Raw genomic sequence first — 18,006 nt, forward strand, 5'->3', positions numbered from 1 at the left:
CTTAACTCACTCCTTTCTAGGTAGGTTATCGTCTAGATTTACTTGCTGCCACCTATCATGAACTTTAACGTACCAAGCAGGTGTTAAACTAATCGCTATATCAGAAAGAGGGGTTAGTCGATACCCAATTTTAATATCTTGAATATCAGCCAATGAATAAATGGAATCCTCACCCTTCAACCAATTAATTAGCTTTTTACCAGAAGGGATTCTATATTCCTCTCCCTCTACTACATAAGAAATAGAAAATAATGGTTGCCTGTGCTCTATTATCTCCGTACTCGTTAACCGTTGTTCAATCATCGTAACATTATCTGGGTGAAAAACAGGATACCCCTTATAGTACATCAGATACTGAATGTCATTGTATAGCGTGTCAATATTCTCTAGGTGATACTGATTTGGCCAACCATTGAACCCGTTAATCTCGGAAATACTTTTATCTAATATCTCTATTGCGGTCATCGGATTTCTAGTTGCTTGCGCATAAATGAATTCCATACTTCGAATACTACTCTCTTGATTAAAAACTTGCATTGATCTAGGACCATCCTGATACCAAAGCGTCTGATCTGCTGTAACATTCTCTATGACCGCTGAAGGATCTAAGAATAACGCATTCTTTAAAACAGAATAAGGCAATTTTTTGATCCTTAGATCATATTTCATTAAATTACTAGGTTCTATCGGAACAAAGATCGGGTAGTCCTCAGACTCTAGCATCGTATACTCTTCTAAATCGGTTAAGTTCGAGATAGTACTATATAATAGATCGTATTTTTGAGCATTATTTACATCTGCTCGTAGCTGTGTTTTTCCATCCACCGAAAGAAAGCTAAATGTCATCGATTGTTCGCTTTCATTAAACGTGACATAAACCCGTTCAAAACTCCCATTTTCTGGAACCAGAAATTCATCCGGATTATTTACTGTAAAAAAGTACGGAATGACATCCATCGGTAATGCTTCTGGGAAAATTAATTCTACTAAATATCCCTGTGTTACATTCGGTCTTCCATTTGCCTCCGTTATACGGAAGTTGTACAGAACCCACGAGGTCATATCCTGAAATAATTTCGTACTCTCTTCTGGATTGGAAAAACTAAAGTAATTATTTTCATATTTACTAAAAATCATTTGACTAGGCACCACGAGTGAGTTCCTAGTTTCCGTCGTACCACCTAAATCTAATTCGTTTGGATCTAATAATTGCTCTTCCTCTAACGTTTCTTTATCCGGATTATAATTCCACAGGCTATAGGACAGAATAAGGCTAATTCCGACTAGTATAGCTAAAATATATGTCTTGATTACTTCTAGCTTCATGAATTATTCCTCCGCTTCTTACCCATTAGCGGGAGCGTAAATAATATCGTCGTTCCTTTGCCTTCTTTACTTTTTGCCCAAATTCTGCCGTGGTGTGCTTCTACTAATTCCTTCGAGATAGCAAGACCTAATCCGGTACCGCCAAGCTTTCTCGTACGTGCTTTATCCACTCGGTAGAATCGTTCAAAAATCTTCTCCAGCTTGTCATAAGCAATTCCCATACCTTCATCCGTAATAGAAACTAAGATTTGATGTCTTTGTTTTATTACGCGGCAAGTAACCTTGCCACCCTCAGGGGAGTATTTAATAGCATTTGAAATGATATTATCAATGACCTGGATTAACTTATCCTGATCGATCCAGACAAAGAGCTTTTCATTTGGTAATTCCCGAACAATCTCAATATGCTCAGGCGAATTCATTTCAAATCGATCAATAACATGATGGAATAGCTGGATAAAATCGGTACGTTCTTTTTGTAGCTGATGCTCTTTATTATCCATCTTAGAAAGATGTAATAAATCATTGACCATGCGAATCATGCGTTCTGTTTCGTTTTGTGTTACTTCCAAGAATCTAGGCGCGATAGCTTCATTTTTCCACTCGCCATCTATTAATGCTTCCATATAGCTTTTCATCGTTGTTAATGGTGTTCTTAGCTCATGGGATACATTCGATACAAACTCTCGACGCTCTTGTTCTATTTTTTCCTGTTCGGTAACATCACTAATTACCGTAATAAAGCCCGTAACTTCATCATCCTCATCGGTTACCGTTGAGAAGTTCGCCCGAATGAGGAAAATATCATCGTCTTCACTAAAGTCAATAATCATGGAGCCATTTTCCGGTAATTCCGATGGGTCTACTACTTTTTCATCTAGTTTTAATACATCCATAATTCGTTGGCCATATATCTCTTCTGGATTCACCCCTAGAAGGATACCCGCTGGCTCGTTCATTAAGGTTACAGCACCCGTCTCATCAGTTGCAATTACCCCGTCAGACATATTTTCAATAACAGAGTTTAATTTCCTCGTTTCTTCTTCTGTTTTCGCATAGGAGTGTTTTAGCTGATCATTTAAATCATTAAACGCGATGGCTAACTGCCCGATTTCATCGGTACCATAAACATTAACCTTTTGCGTAAAATCACCTTTCCCCATAATTTGGGCCTGCCTACGCATTTCCATAACCGGCTTTGTGATGGCTCTAGCCACTAATATTCCAAGTATGGCAGATACTAATATCGCCCATATTGTCCCCTGATAAAAAATTTGGTTGATTTCCGATAACTGATCATAAATGTCTTGTAACGATGCTTCTAAATAAATGACACCGACCATTTTTTCTTCGTTATCAAATAAGGGGGTTGCCTGAACGTGTATACGATTCCCATCTGAATCTTTTCTATCCTGAACCTGTTCATCGGAGAAAAGTAATACTTTTTGAATGATGTCTCGCGTATCTTTTTTGCCAATCTTATCCTGCTGACTATAATTGTTTGTAGCCAACACTTTACTTTGATTATTGACAACGATTAGATTTTTCCACGAGCTATCGGTTTCGATATCGCCAATAATCCCCTGGACATCCTCTTGGATAGTTGGCTCTTCTTCATCGGTGCGCTCCTTGTTAAAAGCTTCTTGTAAATAATGGCTTAACACTTCGATTCTGCCATCGATGGAGCTCTTAAAGTTAGACGTTAGCTCTCTTTCCAAGGAAGTAGTAAAATAAGAACCGATAATCTGGATGGCTAATAAGATTAGCAAGATATAAATAAGGATTAATTTTAACTGTATCGAACGGAAAAAGCCGACTTTATGCATAAAACCTACTCCTGATCAGGATTACGTAAATAATATCCAACACCACGTCGTGTCACAATCCACGCTGGGTTACTTGGATTCTCCTCAATTTTTTCTCTTAGTCTTCTTACGGTTACGTCGACCGTACGAACATCACCAAAGTAGTCATAGCCCCATACCGTTTCAAGTAAATGTTCTCGGGTCATAACTTGCCCGATATGGCGTGCTAAATAATGTAATAGTTCAAATTCGCGGTGGGTTAGCTCGATTTCTTTTCCATCACGTGACACCGTATAGGCATCCGGGCGAATCGTAAGGGATCCAATCGTAATATCTTTGTTTTCTCTTGTATCATCTTCCGGTACTTGCTGTTGTCTGCGAAGATTGGCTTTTACCCGGGCAATTAGCTCTCGGTTACTGAATGGCTTGGTAACATAGTCATCTGCACCTAATTCCAGACCCAATACTTTATCAATTTCAGAATCCTTAGCTGTTAGCATAATAATAGGCATTGTTTTCGTTTTACGGATTTCACGGCATACCTCATTACCATCTTTATTCGGTAGCATAATATCTAATAAGATTAAATCTGGATTTTCTGATTCAGCTAATTTAATTGCTTCGTCACCATCATTTGCCACGACTACTTCATAGCCTTCTTTTTCTAAATTGAATTTCAATATATCTGCAATTGGTTGTTCATCATCTACTACTAAAATTTTCTGTGCCATATTAACACATCCTTTTCTTCTTTATTCATTATATATATTCAAAGTTAGTTGTTTATTAGGTTGGTATTCCTTTATTTTAACGTACTTTAAGTTAAATGTCTTGTTTCTAAAGACCGATGTAGGTTGTAACAGCTTTATAGAAGAAGGCTAACTTGGTCTAAGCTTTCCCTCTTGCAACAAATATATGAAGAAAAAGCTATCACCAAAAACGCTGACTCATTCTATCATCATGAGTCAGCGTTTTCTAATGCTATTTCAAATAGTCTACAGGGTTTTCTAATTTGCCATCTTTATACACTTCAAAGTGTAAGTGAACACCGGTTGAATTTCCTGTTGAGCCCATGACACCGATTTGTTGGCCTTTTTCAACGGTTTGGCCGACCTCTACATCAATCGATGAAAGATGTGCATAAATGGTTTTCATACCATTATTATGGTCAATTTCAATCTTATTCCCAAATCCACCTTGATAGCCGGCAGATACAATGGTTCCATTATCAGCAGCTAATATAGAACGATTCGATGGCCGTGCAATGTCAATTCCCTTATGGTAGGATCCCCAACGATTTCCCATATAGCTGGAAATGTATCCGCCAACCGTTGGCCAAGATAGGTCACCGGTCCCTCTGGATGGGATTACTTTGGTTCCTTTAACAATGACTTTATTAACCGGCTCTTTCACCATTTCTTCATCTACTACATCCGTAACTGCTACTTTGCCATTACGAATTTCGATCGCATAATGAACGACTTTCTCACCATCAGAGCCTTCTTGCTGTACTTCTTCCTCGCCTTTATACAACTCGTCCGATTCAACGATTTCGGTTTCAAATGCAATGTCTTCCTTTTTCTTCTCTTCCTTTGTCACGATCACATCAACAAAGGGCTTTAACTCTGTTACATGAAGCTCTTGTCCGATTTGAAGAAGCGAATCTTCTTTAAGTGATGGGTTTAACGTTAGCAATGTTTCTATCGTTAAATCGTATTGAGAGGCAATCTTCCCTAATACTTCTCCTTCTTGAACTGCATGTGTCTCTTCTTTAAGGGTGCCTTTTTCCAGTAAAGCCAGACCTTCTGCTACTGTTAAAACCTCTTTTGGATTCACTTTTTTAGTAGAATATGAAACATCTTCCGATAATGTAACGTCTACAATAGTAGATTCACCAACCTCTAGGTCTACTAGTTCTTTTGGTGTATCACTCGACGCTGATTTAGCCGCTTCTAGTAAATCTAATGTTTCTTTATCCGTATACGTTAGTTTATAATCTTCTATTACCTTATGGGCGTCTTGCTCATTTTCAAAATATCCTACTACTTTATCACCAATCGTTAGCTCAACCGCTTGAGCTTGAACAGAAAGATGATTTTCTAGATATTTCTTAATCGAATCGTTGTTATAGGTTGGATTAAACACTAATTCGGAGACTAATTTAACGTCTTCTCCGATGCTTAGATCAACATCCTGATATTTTTCTTCCTCTTCTTGAAGCTTGGCATCGATAACTTGGTTAACTATTTGTTCATCACTTACCTGGCCGATATATTCGCCATTCACATAAACATGATGCACCTTGTCTACCGTATCTTTCTCCTCCGCAAAGACGACTCCTGTCGCTAAGACGGTTACCAACCCCGTACTAATGATGGCCTTCTTAAGCAGACTATTTTTCTGCTTAGCTTGCTTTCTTTTTCCCGAGAACACATGCTTTCCCCCTATTACTATATGTAATATATATAAAATGATTATTTTTTTATAGATTAAAAGACCTATGTTTACCCTCTACTAATCTACCATAATCCTATAGGGGAAGGAACATCATCCGCCTTTTTGTAACCTAATTGTATAATAAGCAACATAATTTTCAAAAATCACTGTATTTTTATCCGATTTCTGTTGAAAAATGGGATATTTATTCCATTTTTATACATTTTGTTTACATTCGTGTAACACGACTTTTGAGGGAACAATACGATCGTCTGCGGTTCGTCTATGATAGAAAATCGACCATTTACGCCAACAAAAAAAGAGAGCATCTCTGCTCTCCTTCTGCTTAGTTTCCATATACACTGCGAACTTGGTTTGTCTGTGTTCTGTCCGGTCCTACTGAAAAGATGGATAATGGAATTTGGGTTAATTGTGATATTCTTTCTAAATAATGACGTGCATTCGCAGGGAGTTCATGCAAGCTCTTCACATTCGTAATATCCTCTGTCCAACCAGGCATTTCCTCATAAACTGGTTCACATTCTGCTAGTACCTTAAGGCTTGCAGGGAATTCTTCCATGATCTCCCCTTTATATTTATACGCGACGCAAATCTTCAATGTTTCAATTCCAGTTAATACATCGATGGAGTTTAATGATAAATCAGTAATTCCGCTTACTCTTCTTGCATGGCGAACGACGACACTATCAAACCAACCAACACGGCGTGGTCTTCCTGTTGTCGTACCATATTCGCGACCAACCTCGCGAATTTGATTACCAATTTCATCATGTAGCTCCGTCGGGAATGGCCCATCTCCTACACGCGTTGTATAGGCTTTAGAGACACCAACGACATGCTTAATCTTCGTCGGGCCAACACCAGAACCAATCGTTACCCCACCAGCAATTGGGTTAGAGGATGTTACAAATGGATAAGTACCTTGGTCAATATCCAGCATAACCCCTTGTGCACCTTCAAATAGAACGCGACGGCCTTCATCAAGCGCCTCATTTAACACAACGGAGGTATCACAAACATACTTCGCCATTTGTTGTCCATATTCATAATACTCTTCTACTATATCTTCCACATTTAATGGCTCTACTTCATATACTTTTTCAAATAAACGATTCTTTTCTTTTAGGTTCTGCTCCAACTTCTCACGGAACACCTCTTTATCAAGTAAATCCGCAATACGAATTCCTGATCTTGCTGCTTTATCCATATAAGCTGGTCCAATTCCTTTTTTCGTTGTACCAATTTTATGGATACCTTTTTCTTCTTCTTGCAATATATCTAATTTCAAATGATACGGTAAAATAACATGGGCACGATTTGAAATTCGTAAATTATCGGTTGAAACATTTCTCTCATGTAAATAAGCAATTTCTTCAACAAACGCTTTTGGATCGATGACCATACCGTTACCTAATACACAAATCTTTTCTTTAAAGAAAATTCCAGATGGTATTAAGTGAAGCTTATACGTAACTCCATCAAACTTAATCGTATGACCAGCATTATTACCACCCTGATAACGAGCAACCACTTCTGCGTTTTGTGATAAATAATCTGTAATTTTTCCTTTACCTTCGTCACCCCATTGGGTTCCAACTACTACTACTGAGGACATAGCGCACCTCCATCATTTTATACATTATATGTATTTGGTTTAATTCCATTGGTAAGTGTACCAATGTTTCAGCTAATAGTCAATGTAAACACGAATAATAATTTGATTTATCCATATATCGTTCGGCAATTTGTAATATTATTATCATGTTGGTGAGATACGAGTTATTATGGTTAGTTTAACTCTATCGTGGTGGAATATCCGCTTTATTTATCGTACTAGTAAAAATAAGCAAGGGGGGATGGGAAAAACAGAACACGAACGTTATTTTTATAGCCACGAAAAAACAGCCTCTCTCAAGGCTGTTAAGCATGAATAGGTTCTGGTGGGATATCACTAGCTTGATAGCGATGATCCAAATCCACGAACTTATTGTATTCTTTTACAAAGGCTAATTCTACTGTTCCAACTGGACCGTTACGTTGTTTAGCCAGAATAATTTCTATAATGTTCTGTTTCTCCGATTCTTTATCATAATAATCATCACGGTATAGGAAGCCTACGATATCCGCATCCTGCTCAATACTTCCAGACTCCCGGAGGTCAGACATCATCGGGCGCTTGTCCTGACGTTGTTCTACACCACGTGATAGCTGTGATAATGCGATTAATGGAACATTTAATTCACGAGCTAATCCTTTTAAGGAACGAGAGATTTCCGATACCTCTTGTTGACGGTTTTCCCCAGGCTTACCACTACCTTGGATTAACTGAAGATAATCGATTAAAATCATTCCTAAGCCATGCTCTTGCTTTAAGCGACGGCATTTGGAACGAATTTCACTTACACGGATACCTGGTGTATCGTCAATGAAGATTCCCGCATTTGATAAACTTCCCATTGCCATCGTAAGCTTGGTCCAATCATCTGGCTCGAGTGTACCATTACGTAGACGCTGGGCATCAATATTTCCTTCTGCACAGAGAATACGTTGTACGAGCTGGTCGGCACCCATCTCCAAACTAAATATCGCAACATTTTCATCCGTATTTACGGCAACATTTTGCGCAATATTTAAGGCGAATGCCGTTTTACCTACAGATGGTCGGGCTGCCACAATAATTAAGTCATTGCGCTGAAATCCAGATGTCATTTTATCTAAGTCACGGTAGCCTGTCGGGATACCAGTGACGTCTGCTTTATTACGATGAAGCATTTCAATCTTATCGTATACTTCGATTAGTACATCCTTGATTTCCTTAAAGCTACCCGTATTCTTACGACCAGAAACCTCTAGAATACTTTTTTCCGCTTCGTTTAAAACATCCTCTACCTCATCTTCCCGGGCGAATGTTGTGGTGACAATATCCGTTGCCGTTCGAATGAGACGACGAAGAACTGCTTTTTCTTCCACGATTTTAGCATAGTATTCAATGTTTGCTGCAGTCGGTACACTTTCTGCTAACTGTGTTAAATAGGAGACACCACCAGCTTCTTCGATTTGCTTACTATCTGCTAATGACGTCGTAACCGTTACTAAGTCAATTGGTTCTCCTCTATCCGATAGCTTAAGCATCGTTTCAAATATGCGCTGGTGACTTGCTCGGTAGAAATCGCCTGGCAAAAGTAGCTCAGACGCTGTTGAAAATGCCTCTGGTTCAAGAAAGATGGCTCCAAGGACAGCTTGTTCCGCCTCTATATTATGTGGCGGAGTTCGATCGTTCCACTCACTCATGATTTATTCCTCCTTTAACCGTAAGCATCGGCAACTTACTGTTCCACAACATGTACTTTAACCGTCCCCATAACTTCCGGATGAAGTTTAACCGGGACATTGGTATATCCTAAAGCACGAATTGGTTGATCCAGCTCGATCTTCCGTTTATCAATTTTAATCCCATGGTCTTTATTTAAACTATCGGCAATTTGTTTACTTGTAATGGAACCAAATAATCTTCCACCATCACCAGATTTAGCGTTCAATTTAACTTCTAAGCTTTCAAGCTTCGTTTTTAATTTTTCCGCTTCATTCTTCTCTTCTTGCTCTAATTGCTTGGATTTGCGTTTTTGTGCTTCCAAAGCCTTTAAATTCCCAGGTGTAGCTTCTTCTGCTAATTTATTTTTTAATAAAAAGTTTCTAGCATAACCATCTGAAACATTTTTAATTTCACCTTTTTTACCTTTACCTTTTACATCTTGTAAAAATATTACTCTCATTCTATTTCTCTCCCCTCGTAATACTCATCTAATATAGCTTTTAAAAGTGCTTCTGCTGCTTCAATTGACATATCCTCTAATTGGGTGGCTGCATTCGTTAAGTGACCTCCACCATTCATTTGCTCCATAATGATTTGAACATTGATTTCCCCTAATGACCGGGCACTGATTCCAACCCTGCCATCACTGCGCTCTGCAATAACAAAGGAAGCAGAAATGCCCGTCATAGTCAGCAATGTGTCTGCTGTCTGTGCAATTAGTACCGCCCCGTAGATTTCACCGGGGTCTGCTTTTGTAATTGCGATCGTGTTACGATAAATCTCCGTTCGTTCAATTAGTTTACTCCGTTTCACATATAAATCCAAGTCTTCCTTTAAGAACTGTTGCACCAGAACGGTGTCTGCCCCTTTCGCTCGTAAATAAGAGGCTGCATCAAAAGTTCTAGAGCCAGTTCGTAACGTAAAGCTTTTCGTATCGACAATGATACCAGCCAGTAATGCCGTTGCCTCCAGCATCTTAAGCTTCTCGCCTTTTGGCTGATACTCCAGTAATTCCGTCACTAGTTCGGCAGTTGATGAAGCATATGGCTCCATATATACCAATGTAGGATTATCAATAAATTCCTCTGCACGGCGGTGATGATCAATGACTACTTTGTATTCTGACTTACCTAATAGTCGCTTACTTACTACCATAGAAGGCTTATGGGTATCGACTACAACAATTAAGCTTCTACTTGTAATAAGGTCCTCAGCCGTTTCTGGGCTCACAAAATGCTGCCATAAATTCGGCTCCGACTTAATTGCCTCGACTAAACGATTGACCCCTGTCGTTACATCATCCGGATCAAATACAATATACCCGTCTACTTGATTGGTTTGGGCAATATTCAATATTCCTATCGCAGATCCAATCGAATCCATATCAGGAGCTTGATGCCCCATAATAATGACACGATCACTTGCTTTGACGAGATCTCGTAGTGCATGGGAAATTACCCTAGCCCTTACACGCGTTCGTTTTTCCATTGGATTGGTTTTCCCACCATAGAAGCGAACTTTTCCAGAATCGTCCTTTATGGCCACCTGATCTCCCCCACGTCCTAGCGCAAGATCCAAGCTAGACTGGGCAAGCTTTCCTAGCTCTGGTAATGGTGCATTTCCTACACCTACACCAATACTTAAGGTGATCGGGATATCTAATTCACTGTTAAATTCATGCATTTCATCTAATATATCGAATTTCGTTTTCTCTAGCTCTTGTAATATTTCCTTCGTTCCAACAGCTAAGAAACGGTCCTGTGACGTTCTTTTTAAATATAAGCCATTATCCTGTGACCATTGATTTAAAAAGGCTGTTACTTCCGAGTTTAGTTGGCTCTTTATCGTATCATCCATGTTCTGGGTAATTTCGTCATAGTTATCAAGAAAAATAATAAATAATACCGTTTGTTCATTTTGGTATAAGGTTTCCAGTTCTGCTTGTTCTGTACGATCAAATAAATAAATTAATCGCTCTTCCCTACGGATTATCCCTTGAAACTCAAAATCCTCTAAGCGGATACGAACTTCTTCATTATTCTCTTTTATCATCGGAATAAGTTCCTCTGAAATAACATTTAAAGACTGACCAACAATCGTATCCTCTTCCGTAAACTGGTTCATATATTGGTTCGTCCATTCCACGGTATAATCTTCACTAAATAAGATAATCCCTATCGGCATCTCTAATAACGCTTCTTCTCCTACCTTTTTAACACGATAGGATAACGTGGCGATATATTGCTCCGCTTCATCGGATCGTTTTCTTTCTCGTTGAATCGTATAATAAAACGACAGCATTAAAAGCACGGTCATGATAATCCCGAGTATCCATTCATAATACCATATGACTCCAAGTAAGATGACAGATACAGCATAAATCAGCCATAAATGCTTGCTTAACGTTGGTCGTTTCAACTTATCTGACATTGAACATTCAGCTCCTATAAATGAGCGCTAATATAATTATTAACTTCTATTTTACCATACGATCTCTTAGTCCAAACCCTAAATCAATTATACCCAAGATTCGTACCAAAGGAAGAAGTAATGGTGCAAATATCAACGTTACAACCACCAGCACAATTGGGATGGCAATCGATATATTTTTATGATGGGAAACAAAGAAAATAAAGGAAAGTCCTTGTAACGCCATAAACAACCCAGTAAGCATCATAACATTCTGTAAGGAAACAACCAGTGTTCCATCTTGCTCACCTTGGAATAATATCAAAATCATTGCTAACAAGTAAATCCAAAGTATTGCTGTTGGAAAGCGCAGATTTCTGAACTTTGGAAAGCGTAGTCGCTGTTTTTCCAATCGATTTAGGATTTTATAGCTAACCCACTGATTTAATAGTGCCAGTAAAAGAGAAGCAAGCACAACAAATACAGGTACAAGTTGTTTATACAAATTCAACTGCTGCTCCATGACAGTAAACTCTGCGTCTGCTTCCATTCCAAGCTGATTGGCCATATCTTTACTTAATTCTAATACCTCATCTGCTTGTTGAGAAAATTCCTCTATTACATTTATATTTAGTACGGAAAGCAAAAACACAAAGGTCAAGAGCAGACCTACAGCAAATCCAATCGTTCCCCTTGCCCATGTTTCATATGGGGTTAATTCACGATGAATCGCGGTTCCTATCATGACACCACCTATTCCCACAACGATTGGTATAGGTAACACCATAATAGAAGCAAACAGTATCGATAATATGGTCGCAACCCCTAGCATAATCAAGGAAGGCTTCCAATCATATTTAGCGGCAAAAATAATAAATGGAACAGCTAGTAATAGCATCGTAATTACTGATAATACCGGAATAAAAATAGATACTAATAATAATACGATATATATCGCTGTGAGTAGTGCTCCATCTGTTAATTGTCTTGATTTATTCATCCAATATGCACCTCATGCTTTAAAAAAAGTTTATTATAATATGATAACATGTTTAATTGTGTAACTGGTAATAGAACTGAGTATCTTTGAGCGATTGCTTCTATAAATGAGGGCATTGGTGAAGTAGAAGAAGAAAATTCGGTAATTGTTCAAGCTTTATATGACAACTTCCATTATAATATAAAGGAAACCATATTTAAAGGATTGAAAATAATGCTTTTATGGAAAACATTTCTATTAAGTATCAAGCTCCCAGCAAAAAAGGTTGTCTTTCAATTAAACCGAATTCCGATGGATATAACGGTTTTTTATATGTTTATTTTGCTATTCATCGTTTCTATTCCTTCTTTAATTGATCAGCTAACTAGATCTACCGGGATAGGCTCTGATATGAATGTCATTTTTAAACTTATTTACTTCTTTATTTTTTACTATTTGCCGTTAACGATTATGGTATTTCTATTTATTACCTTCCTTGGCTATCTCTTTACATGGGTTGCGAAGCTTATGCACCGTAAGCTAAAGCTACAAATTTTATGGAAGATGATTGCGTATACGACAACAATCCCGTTTATACTTTATACGGTAGTGGCCCTAATTTACCCAATTGAAGATACGTATTTATTGTTATCTTTAGTTTGGACTCTCGTGCTGTTGTTTACCATTATTAAGGTTTATCCGAAGAGAATGATGTCTTAAATAAATGCTCAAATAAATGATTCCTACTTGTCATACTATACAAATGAGTAATACATATTGGTTGTCCATTACCACTTTGGAAAACTCAAAAGGGGATAAATGATGGAATTACTAACAGAAAGACTAAAATTAATTCCTTGTACCAAAGTGTCAATATCCATGTTAAGCACGTCAAAAGAATATGAAATGGGTCAACATATAAATATGTACTTAGGAGAACTAAGAGAAGATCCTACTCTATTGGGTTGGGGTGTATGGTTTGTGATAGATCAAGAAAATAACAACATTATTGGTGATATTGGTTTTAAGGGAAAACCTAACTCAGCAAACACTGTTGAAATAGGATATGCAATTGTACCTTCCGCACAAGGGAAAGGCTATGCAACGGAAGCTGTTCAAAAACTTGTAGAGTGGGCTTTTTCAAATAAAAACGTAACGAAGATAGTTGCTGAATGTCTTGTTGATAACGCCCCTTCAATAAGAGTGCTAGAAAAGTTACAGATGAAGCGAATTGGCTCAGAAAATAATATGTTAAAATGGCTATTGGAAAAGTAATCTTCATTAGTCCGGATACAGGAAAGACGTGCTAATAACAGCACGTCTCTTATATCATAAACTTCTTCAAGCAAATACTTTCTACCTTTTCTAGTACGATTTGCACTACTGGCAATAATATGAAGATCCGTGTTTTCTATTGCATAATCAGCAATTAACTTGGAAATAGCATGTTTAAGAGTATTAGGTCCAGTTTTCGGTTGTAACTTTTGGTAATACGTATTAATAAATTCAGCATGATTATCTTGGTCTAAAACAAAAGCGTTTTCTAGTTCTTTTTCTAACTCTCTTGCAAATGTACTTTTCCCACTATGCGTTTTGCCAACTGTAATAACAACTAACCTTTTCATTTATTTCCCCCGTTAAAACTGTGTAATGTTAAACTAACCCATCATCCTGATAATCTCGTATTTCACTAATACACCAGTTTGCTTAAGTACAAAAAAACTTATACAAATAATTCAACTTTCTAATATTCATATTTAAACGGAAAGTTTGCTATCAGCTCATGGAATTTATTTTGCCATTTTAAAAAATCTGAAATAGATAGTTTGCCCCAAAACTGCAACCCTGAAGGTTCAAATGAAACTGTAATAAAATGGGTATCCCCCTTTTCCTCATCACCGAACCAACTAGGAAAATTTGTTTTCTTTCCTAAATAACACGGTAAACTTTCGTAAACGTTTTCTAATGCCTCATAAGTTTCATTACTAAATTTAGATTCATCAACCATATATACCCTTTCAAAATCGACAATTCCATTTTCTACAGTATATCTATTATTATAATAATGTTCATCTTCTATCATTTTCCCCATAAAATACTGCCACCTCTTTACTTTTAATAAGAATTGGTGATGCCTTCTTGACTATCCACCAGCTAGCTTTAGTAAAATTATTAACAAGCATCATATTGTTTTATGATGCCTGCACCGTATAATACAACTCACAATTGAACTCCACTACTAATGCTTGCTTCATTAAATTCCCTCCTCCATTATGATACAATTTTTATAATAACTAGGAAGGTGATTCGGTGAGCTCAACAAAACTATTACTAGAAAACAAGAATGGCGTTTTATTATATAAGAGAGATTTCAGCCAAGAGAGCAACTGGCGTTCAGACGATTGTTATAAGTTTATTTACTCCCTAAAAGGAGATATAGATTACCAAACGAACAGAAATCAGCTTACCCTTAATAGTCAACAATTTATTTTATTCAATCCCCTAGCTGAACATAAACAATTAGCAATAGATGACAAGAAATTTTTAATTGAATTAAACCCTTCTTTTCTTAGTGAAGTTTCTCAAGATCTTTACCCTGTACACCATGATATCCAGTTTGCTTTACATATCCAGAAAAACCCTCAAATTTCAAATTGGGTCAGGTTCGTATTAGATTTTGCACAACTTGAAAAAGATGACACAAGATCAATGGAGATATTTTTGGAACACAGCTTCACCCAATTGGCTTTACTGTTATTGAAAAGTACTGTTGGTACCCATACACAAGATATAAATTTAAATACCTATAAAACATTAGATCCACAAATATACAAAACAATACTAGCTTTAAAAGAAGATTATCAGCATTCTTGGACCTTAGATGAAATGGCAGAAGTAGCGAGTTTAAGTAAATTTCAATTTGCCCATTACTTTAAAGACACCTTAGGAATTTCTCCTTACTCATGGTTACAAACCTACCGAGTCGTCAGAAGTCAGGAAATGATTAAAAAAACAAATAACACGGTATTAAAAATTGCCATGGACTGTGGTTTTTCATCTGTTACTGTTTACAATCAATTATTTAAGCGGTTATATGGTATTACTCCTGGTGCCTTTCGAGAAATGATTAATAAGTAAACAACTGAACAAATAACCATCATAATGCCACATATTATAAACAAGATTCTTGTAGACAAGAATGAAGAGATGAATCCAAATACACCTAGAGATACAGCATTTGATACATATAGAAGAAATGCATTAAAACTAAAGCCCCTACCTAGTTTTTCTATGGGAAGATATTTCTGTAACAAATATACTCGTGATAAGCCAGATATAGGTAAGCCTATTGCTGCAACTAATATTCCTATAAGATAAATTGGCATAGTATACGCAAATCCTAAAAGGAGAATGCCTATACCCCAAATCAGTGAACCAAACAAATAAATTTTCAAACTTAACTTTTTCCAAATTAATGGGATAAGGAGGTTAACAGCAATTACAGCAGCACCATACCACCCTAAAAGTAGGCTATATAATTCCTCCCCATTTGGGGTTGTTTCTACTAGTTGTAATAATAAACCGACTTGCCAAACCCAAAGTACCTGCTCCTAACAAGTAAAATAAGACATTTCTATTATTTCTTAAAACGTTTACATACATATTACATCACCTCATATTGAGTGTACTTATCAATTGAGGTGATTACTTTACTAATATTGCTAGCATTTCTCGCAAGATGTTGAGGTACGTTCCGTTATTTAATTTTCAGCCAATAGTGATAATGGGGATTTTGAGCGATTGTCTTATTTAACTATCGTACCTGTTATTAAGTACATTCCTTCACAAGGAATTTTTGCTTACTTACATAATTTCAAAGTCTCTCATTTCTGTTAAATACCAAAAACCCTGACAATACATACATCTAATATCACTAAAGCTGAAACACATTCAACCTTATTGAATAAAAATTATTCTACTACTAAATTTAGACATACTAAATAGAAAAAAGCACTACAAGTATATCCTTGCAGTGCCTTTGAATCATGCTTATTCTGCTACGTAAGGCAATAAAGCCATTTGACGAGCGCGTTTAATTGCAATTGTAAGTTTACGTTGATATTTTGCAGAAGTTCCAGTTACACGACGAGGAAGAATTTTTCCACGTTCAGAAATGAAACGTTTTAGAAGATCAACGTCTTTGTAATCGATGTGTGTAATACCGTTAGCTGTGAAATAACACACTTTACGGCGTTTACCACCACGTCCACGACGAGCTGCCATGCGAAACCCTCCCTTTTAGTTACATTTGATTTTATTTAAACGAATTATATTAGAATGGAAGATATGTTTACTGTTACTTGTGTAAAATCACCATCATCCCTACTGTCGCTATCACTTTCATTAAAAAGTCTAATAAAGTGTGTAAATTTCAAATCGTATTAATTAGTTTTTTAATAAATAATCCCCCCATTTAAATAAAAAAGCAGCCTCTCAGACGTTTGATATAGAAACAGTAAACCTAGTGTTTCATATCAGTCCAGAGACTGCTTTTGTTTAATAGTTACCCGCTAATCTAAATGATTGCATTAGAAATTAAAAAGAAAATATATATTACTATTATACTATTATTTAAATATCTGTCAAAACCTAACGCAAAGGACTCTTTAAACAAAACCGATCTTATTCTTGCTATTTTTTGTTAGAATCGAATAAATTTTATTCATTGTCTCCTCGTCTTCAAAGAATATTAATCCATAGTTAGAAGAAGCAGATCTAACTTTTTTGAATATATAATTAGAGTATTCACAGTTTCTGAATTCTAGTTCTAAATTAATCTCACTGATAGATTTATCCTTTCTATTTATAAACCACAGTTTATTCTTAATTGCAAAATACTGTTGACCATATAATAGTAACAAAACCTTTTTCGAGCAATAATCAAATGTCTCTTTATTCATAATAAAAGACTTTTTTCACTATCCTCATCATCATTTTCACCAATACTATGAACCCTGTCTTTTTCATCTGTAAAAATATTGGGATTCTCTTTTAAAAGTAAAAATGCTTCATTGATTTCTTTAGCTTTAAAGTTGGTGATTAAATATTTTACTAGAAAACCTACACTAGAGTAATGTGATATTTCAATACTCTTTAATAAACACTGCATTAATATAAATAGTACCTGTTGCTCTAATCTTTTAAACTTCCCTAAAGCAACATACTTCTTAAATCCCTTATATCTTCCTAATTTATCTATATCTTCTTCTAAAATACTTTTAAAATCATAAACTACATTGGTAAGAACTTTAACATTATTTTGTAAAACCAAATTCATCAATATCTTATGGTAAGTAGTTAATGTTTGTTCTTTGGCAATATTATCAATTTCATCTAAAAATGCACGTAATTGTCGGGAATTATTGGTGTCTAGTGATGCCAAGAATTCATTTAAGCTCTTCATAAAATTATTCCTTAGGTTAGGTTCTCCATCAATATAAAGTGAAAAATAAAGTGATACCATATTTCTTGCTTTGTTATAATGCTTTTCAGTATATAGATAGTTAATTAAAGATAATATGTTTCTTAATGAGTATTGCGGACAGATTGAGCCAGAAGTGCGAAGTTTTGAGCCACTGTATGCGGACGTTTGAGCCAGTAATTGCGGAAGGGAGAACCATCGCCAACGCTTTGCCATAATTAGCATAGGTACTGTA

At 36.4% G+C, this 18,006-nt stretch carries 15 protein-coding genes and 2 pseudogenes; 3 read left to right on the forward strand and 14 right to left on the reverse strand.

Annotation, left to right across the window (positions count from 1 at the left end; all coding sequences use genetic code 11):
* Positions 1 to 6: 6 nt before the first annotated feature.
* The 9 genes from AAIB49_RS08885 to AAIB49_RS08925 all read right to left on the reverse strand — a co-directional run bounded on the left by AAIB49_RS08885 (position 7) and on the right by AAIB49_RS08925 (position 12,310).
* Positions 7 to 1,326 carry a YycH family regulatory protein gene (locus tag AAIB49_RS08885; RefSeq protein WP_343457857.1) on the reverse strand — a complete coding sequence of 440 codons (1,320 nt, stop codon included), beginning with the start codon at positions 1,324 to 1,326 and terminating at the stop codon, positions 7 to 9.
* Complete coding sequence (walK, locus tag AAIB49_RS08890) at positions 1,323 to 3,152, reverse strand: cell wall metabolism sensor histidine kinase WalK (protein ID WP_343457858.1); 1,830 nt, start codon at positions 3,150 to 3,152, stop codon at positions 1,323 to 1,325. Before walK ends, AAIB49_RS08885 begins: the two co-directional genes overlap by 4 nt.
* Positions 3,153 to 3,157: 5 nt before the next feature.
* Positions 3,158 to 3,862 carry a response regulator YycF gene (gene yycF, locus AAIB49_RS08895; protein WP_343457859.1) on the reverse strand — a complete coding sequence of 235 codons (705 nt, stop codon included), beginning with the start codon at positions 3,860 to 3,862 and terminating at the stop codon, positions 3,158 to 3,160.
* Between the two features lie 250 nt (positions 3,863 to 4,112).
* Positions 4,113 to 5,564: a peptidoglycan DD-metalloendopeptidase family protein gene (locus AAIB49_RS08900; RefSeq protein ID WP_343457860.1), complete on the reverse strand. Its 1,452-nt coding sequence runs from the start codon at positions 5,562 to 5,564 to the stop codon at positions 4,113 to 4,115.
* 349 nt (positions 5,565 to 5,913) lie between these two features.
* Positions 5,914 to 7,203 (reverse strand): adenylosuccinate synthase, encoded by a 1,290-nt coding sequence (locus AAIB49_RS08905; RefSeq protein WP_339217688.1) that lies wholly within the window; start codon positions 7,201 to 7,203, stop codon positions 5,914 to 5,916.
* 305 nt (positions 7,204 to 7,508) lie between these two features.
* Positions 7,509 to 8,879 carry a replicative DNA helicase gene (gene dnaB, locus AAIB49_RS08910; protein ID WP_211740814.1) on the reverse strand — a complete coding sequence of 457 codons (1,371 nt, stop codon included), beginning with the start codon at positions 8,877 to 8,879 and terminating at the stop codon, positions 7,509 to 7,511.
* A gap of 35 nt (positions 8,880 to 8,914) precedes the next feature.
* Positions 8,915 to 9,361, reverse strand: coding sequence for a 50S ribosomal protein L9 (gene rplI / locus AAIB49_RS08915; RefSeq protein ID WP_186871202.1), 447 nt, complete (start codon positions 9,359 to 9,361; stop codon positions 8,915 to 8,917).
* On the reverse strand, positions 9,358 to 11,331 hold the full coding sequence (locus tag AAIB49_RS08920; RefSeq protein ID WP_343457861.1) for a DHH family phosphoesterase: 1,974 nt from the start codon (positions 11,329 to 11,331) through the stop codon (positions 9,358 to 9,360). Before AAIB49_RS08920 ends, rplI begins: the two co-directional genes overlap by 4 nt.
* Before the next feature lie 46 nt (positions 11,332 to 11,377).
* A complete protein-coding gene (locus AAIB49_RS08925; RefSeq protein WP_343457862.1) occupies positions 11,378 to 12,310 on the reverse strand; it encodes a YybS family protein in 933 nt (310 codons plus the stop codon).
* Positions 12,311 to 12,523: 213 nt separating this feature from the next.
* Between AAIB49_RS08925 and AAIB49_RS08930 the strand changes: the two genes are divergently transcribed.
* Together AAIB49_RS08930 and AAIB49_RS08935 are read left to right on the forward strand one after the other, a co-directional pair.
* Positions 12,524 to 13,009: a hypothetical protein gene (locus AAIB49_RS08930; RefSeq protein WP_343457863.1), complete on the forward strand. Its 486-nt coding sequence runs from the start codon at positions 12,524 to 12,526 to the stop codon at positions 13,007 to 13,009.
* Between the two features lie 204 nt (positions 13,010 to 13,213).
* Positions 13,214 to 13,462 (forward strand): annotated as a pseudogene (locus AAIB49_RS08935) (GNAT family N-acetyltransferase); the annotation flags it as partial.
* On the opposite strand, the gene AAIB49_RS08940 reads toward AAIB49_RS08935, so the two are convergent.
* Both AAIB49_RS08940 and AAIB49_RS08945 read right to left on the reverse strand, forming a co-directional pair.
* On the reverse strand, positions 13,405 to 13,914 hold the full coding sequence (locus AAIB49_RS08940; protein ID WP_343457864.1) for an ATP-binding protein: 510 nt from the start codon (positions 13,912 to 13,914) through the stop codon (positions 13,405 to 13,407). The pseudogene AAIB49_RS08935 and the gene AAIB49_RS08940 sit on opposite strands and share 58 nt — an antisense overlap.
* 119 nt (positions 13,915 to 14,033) lie before the next feature.
* A complete protein-coding gene (locus AAIB49_RS08945) occupies positions 14,034 to 14,381 on the reverse strand; it encodes a hypothetical protein (protein WP_343457865.1) in 348 nt (115 codons plus the stop codon).
* Positions 14,382 to 14,599: 218 nt separating this feature from the next.
* On the opposite strand from AAIB49_RS08945, the gene AAIB49_RS08950 reads away from it, so the two are divergent.
* Complete coding sequence (locus tag AAIB49_RS08950; protein ID WP_343457866.1) at positions 14,600 to 15,427, forward strand: helix-turn-helix transcriptional regulator; 828 nt, start codon at positions 14,600 to 14,602, stop codon at positions 15,425 to 15,427.
* Here the strand turns inward: AAIB49_RS08950 and AAIB49_RS08955 are convergent.
* The 3 genes and pseudogenes from AAIB49_RS08955 to AAIB49_RS08965 all read right to left on the reverse strand — a co-directional run.
* Positions 15,364 to 15,789 carry an MFS transporter gene (locus AAIB49_RS08955; protein WP_343457867.1) on the reverse strand — a complete coding sequence of 142 codons (426 nt, stop codon included), beginning with the start codon at positions 15,787 to 15,789 and terminating at the stop codon, positions 15,364 to 15,366. The two genes, AAIB49_RS08950 and AAIB49_RS08955, sit on opposite strands and share 64 nt — an antisense overlap.
* 550 nt (positions 15,790 to 16,339) lie before the next feature.
* Positions 16,340 to 16,573, reverse strand: coding sequence for a 30S ribosomal protein S18 (gene rpsR / locus AAIB49_RS08960; RefSeq protein ID WP_186871211.1), 234 nt, complete (start codon positions 16,571 to 16,573; stop codon positions 16,340 to 16,342).
* A 673-nt stretch (positions 16,574 to 17,246) separates the two neighbouring features.
* Positions 17,247 to 18,006 (reverse strand): annotated as a pseudogene (locus tag AAIB49_RS08965) (hypothetical protein); the annotation flags it as partial.

Source organism: Ornithinibacillus proteolyticus (assembly GCF_039581225.1).
Classification (GTDB): Bacteria; Bacillota; Bacilli; order Bacillales; family Amphibacillaceae; genus Ornithinibacillus; species Ornithinibacillus massiliensis.

Excerpts from the sequence above, each read along its gene's own strand:
- rpsR (WP_186871211.1), bottom strand. The coding sequence starts at position 16,573 with ATGGCAGCTCGTCGTGGACGTGGTGGTAAACGCCGTAAAGTGTGTTAT.
- AAIB49_RS08925 (WP_343457862.1), bottom strand. The coding sequence starts at position 12,310 with ATGAATAAATCAAGACAATTAACAGATGGAGCACTACTCACAGCGATA.
- dnaB (WP_211740814.1), bottom strand. The coding sequence starts at position 8,879 with ATGAGTGAGTGGAACGATCGAACTCCGCCACATAATATAGAGGCGGAA.
- AAIB49_RS08930 (WP_343457863.1), top strand. The coding sequence starts at position 12,524 with ATGCTTTTATGGAAAACATTTCTATTAAGTATCAAGCTCCCAGCAAAA.
- AAIB49_RS08920 (WP_343457861.1), bottom strand. The coding sequence starts at position 11,331 with ATGTCAGATAAGTTGAAACGACCAACGTTAAGCAAGCATTTATGGCTG.
- rplI (WP_186871202.1), bottom strand. The coding sequence starts at position 9,361 with ATGAGAGTAATATTTTTACAAGATGTAAAAGGTAAAGGTAAAAAAGGT.
- AAIB49_RS08885 (WP_343457857.1), bottom strand. The coding sequence starts at position 1,326 with ATGAAGCTAGAAGTAATCAAGACATATATTTTAGCTATACTAGTCGGA.
- AAIB49_RS08940 (WP_343457864.1), bottom strand. The coding sequence starts at position 13,914 with ATGAAAAGGTTAGTTGTTATTACAGTTGGCAAAACGCATAGTGGGAAA.
- yycF (WP_343457859.1), bottom strand. The coding sequence starts at position 3,862 with ATGGCACAGAAAATTTTAGTAGTAGATGATGAACAACCAATTGCAGAT.
- walK (WP_343457858.1), bottom strand. The coding sequence starts at position 3,152 with ATGCATAAAGTCGGCTTTTTCCGTTCGATACAGTTAAAATTAATCCTT.
- AAIB49_RS08945 (WP_343457865.1), bottom strand. The coding sequence starts at position 14,381 with ATGGGGAAAATGATAGAAGATGAACATTATTATAATAATAGATATACT.
- AAIB49_RS08905 (WP_339217688.1), bottom strand. The coding sequence starts at position 7,203 with ATGTCCTCAGTAGTAGTAGTTGGAACCCAATGGGGTGACGAAGGTAAA.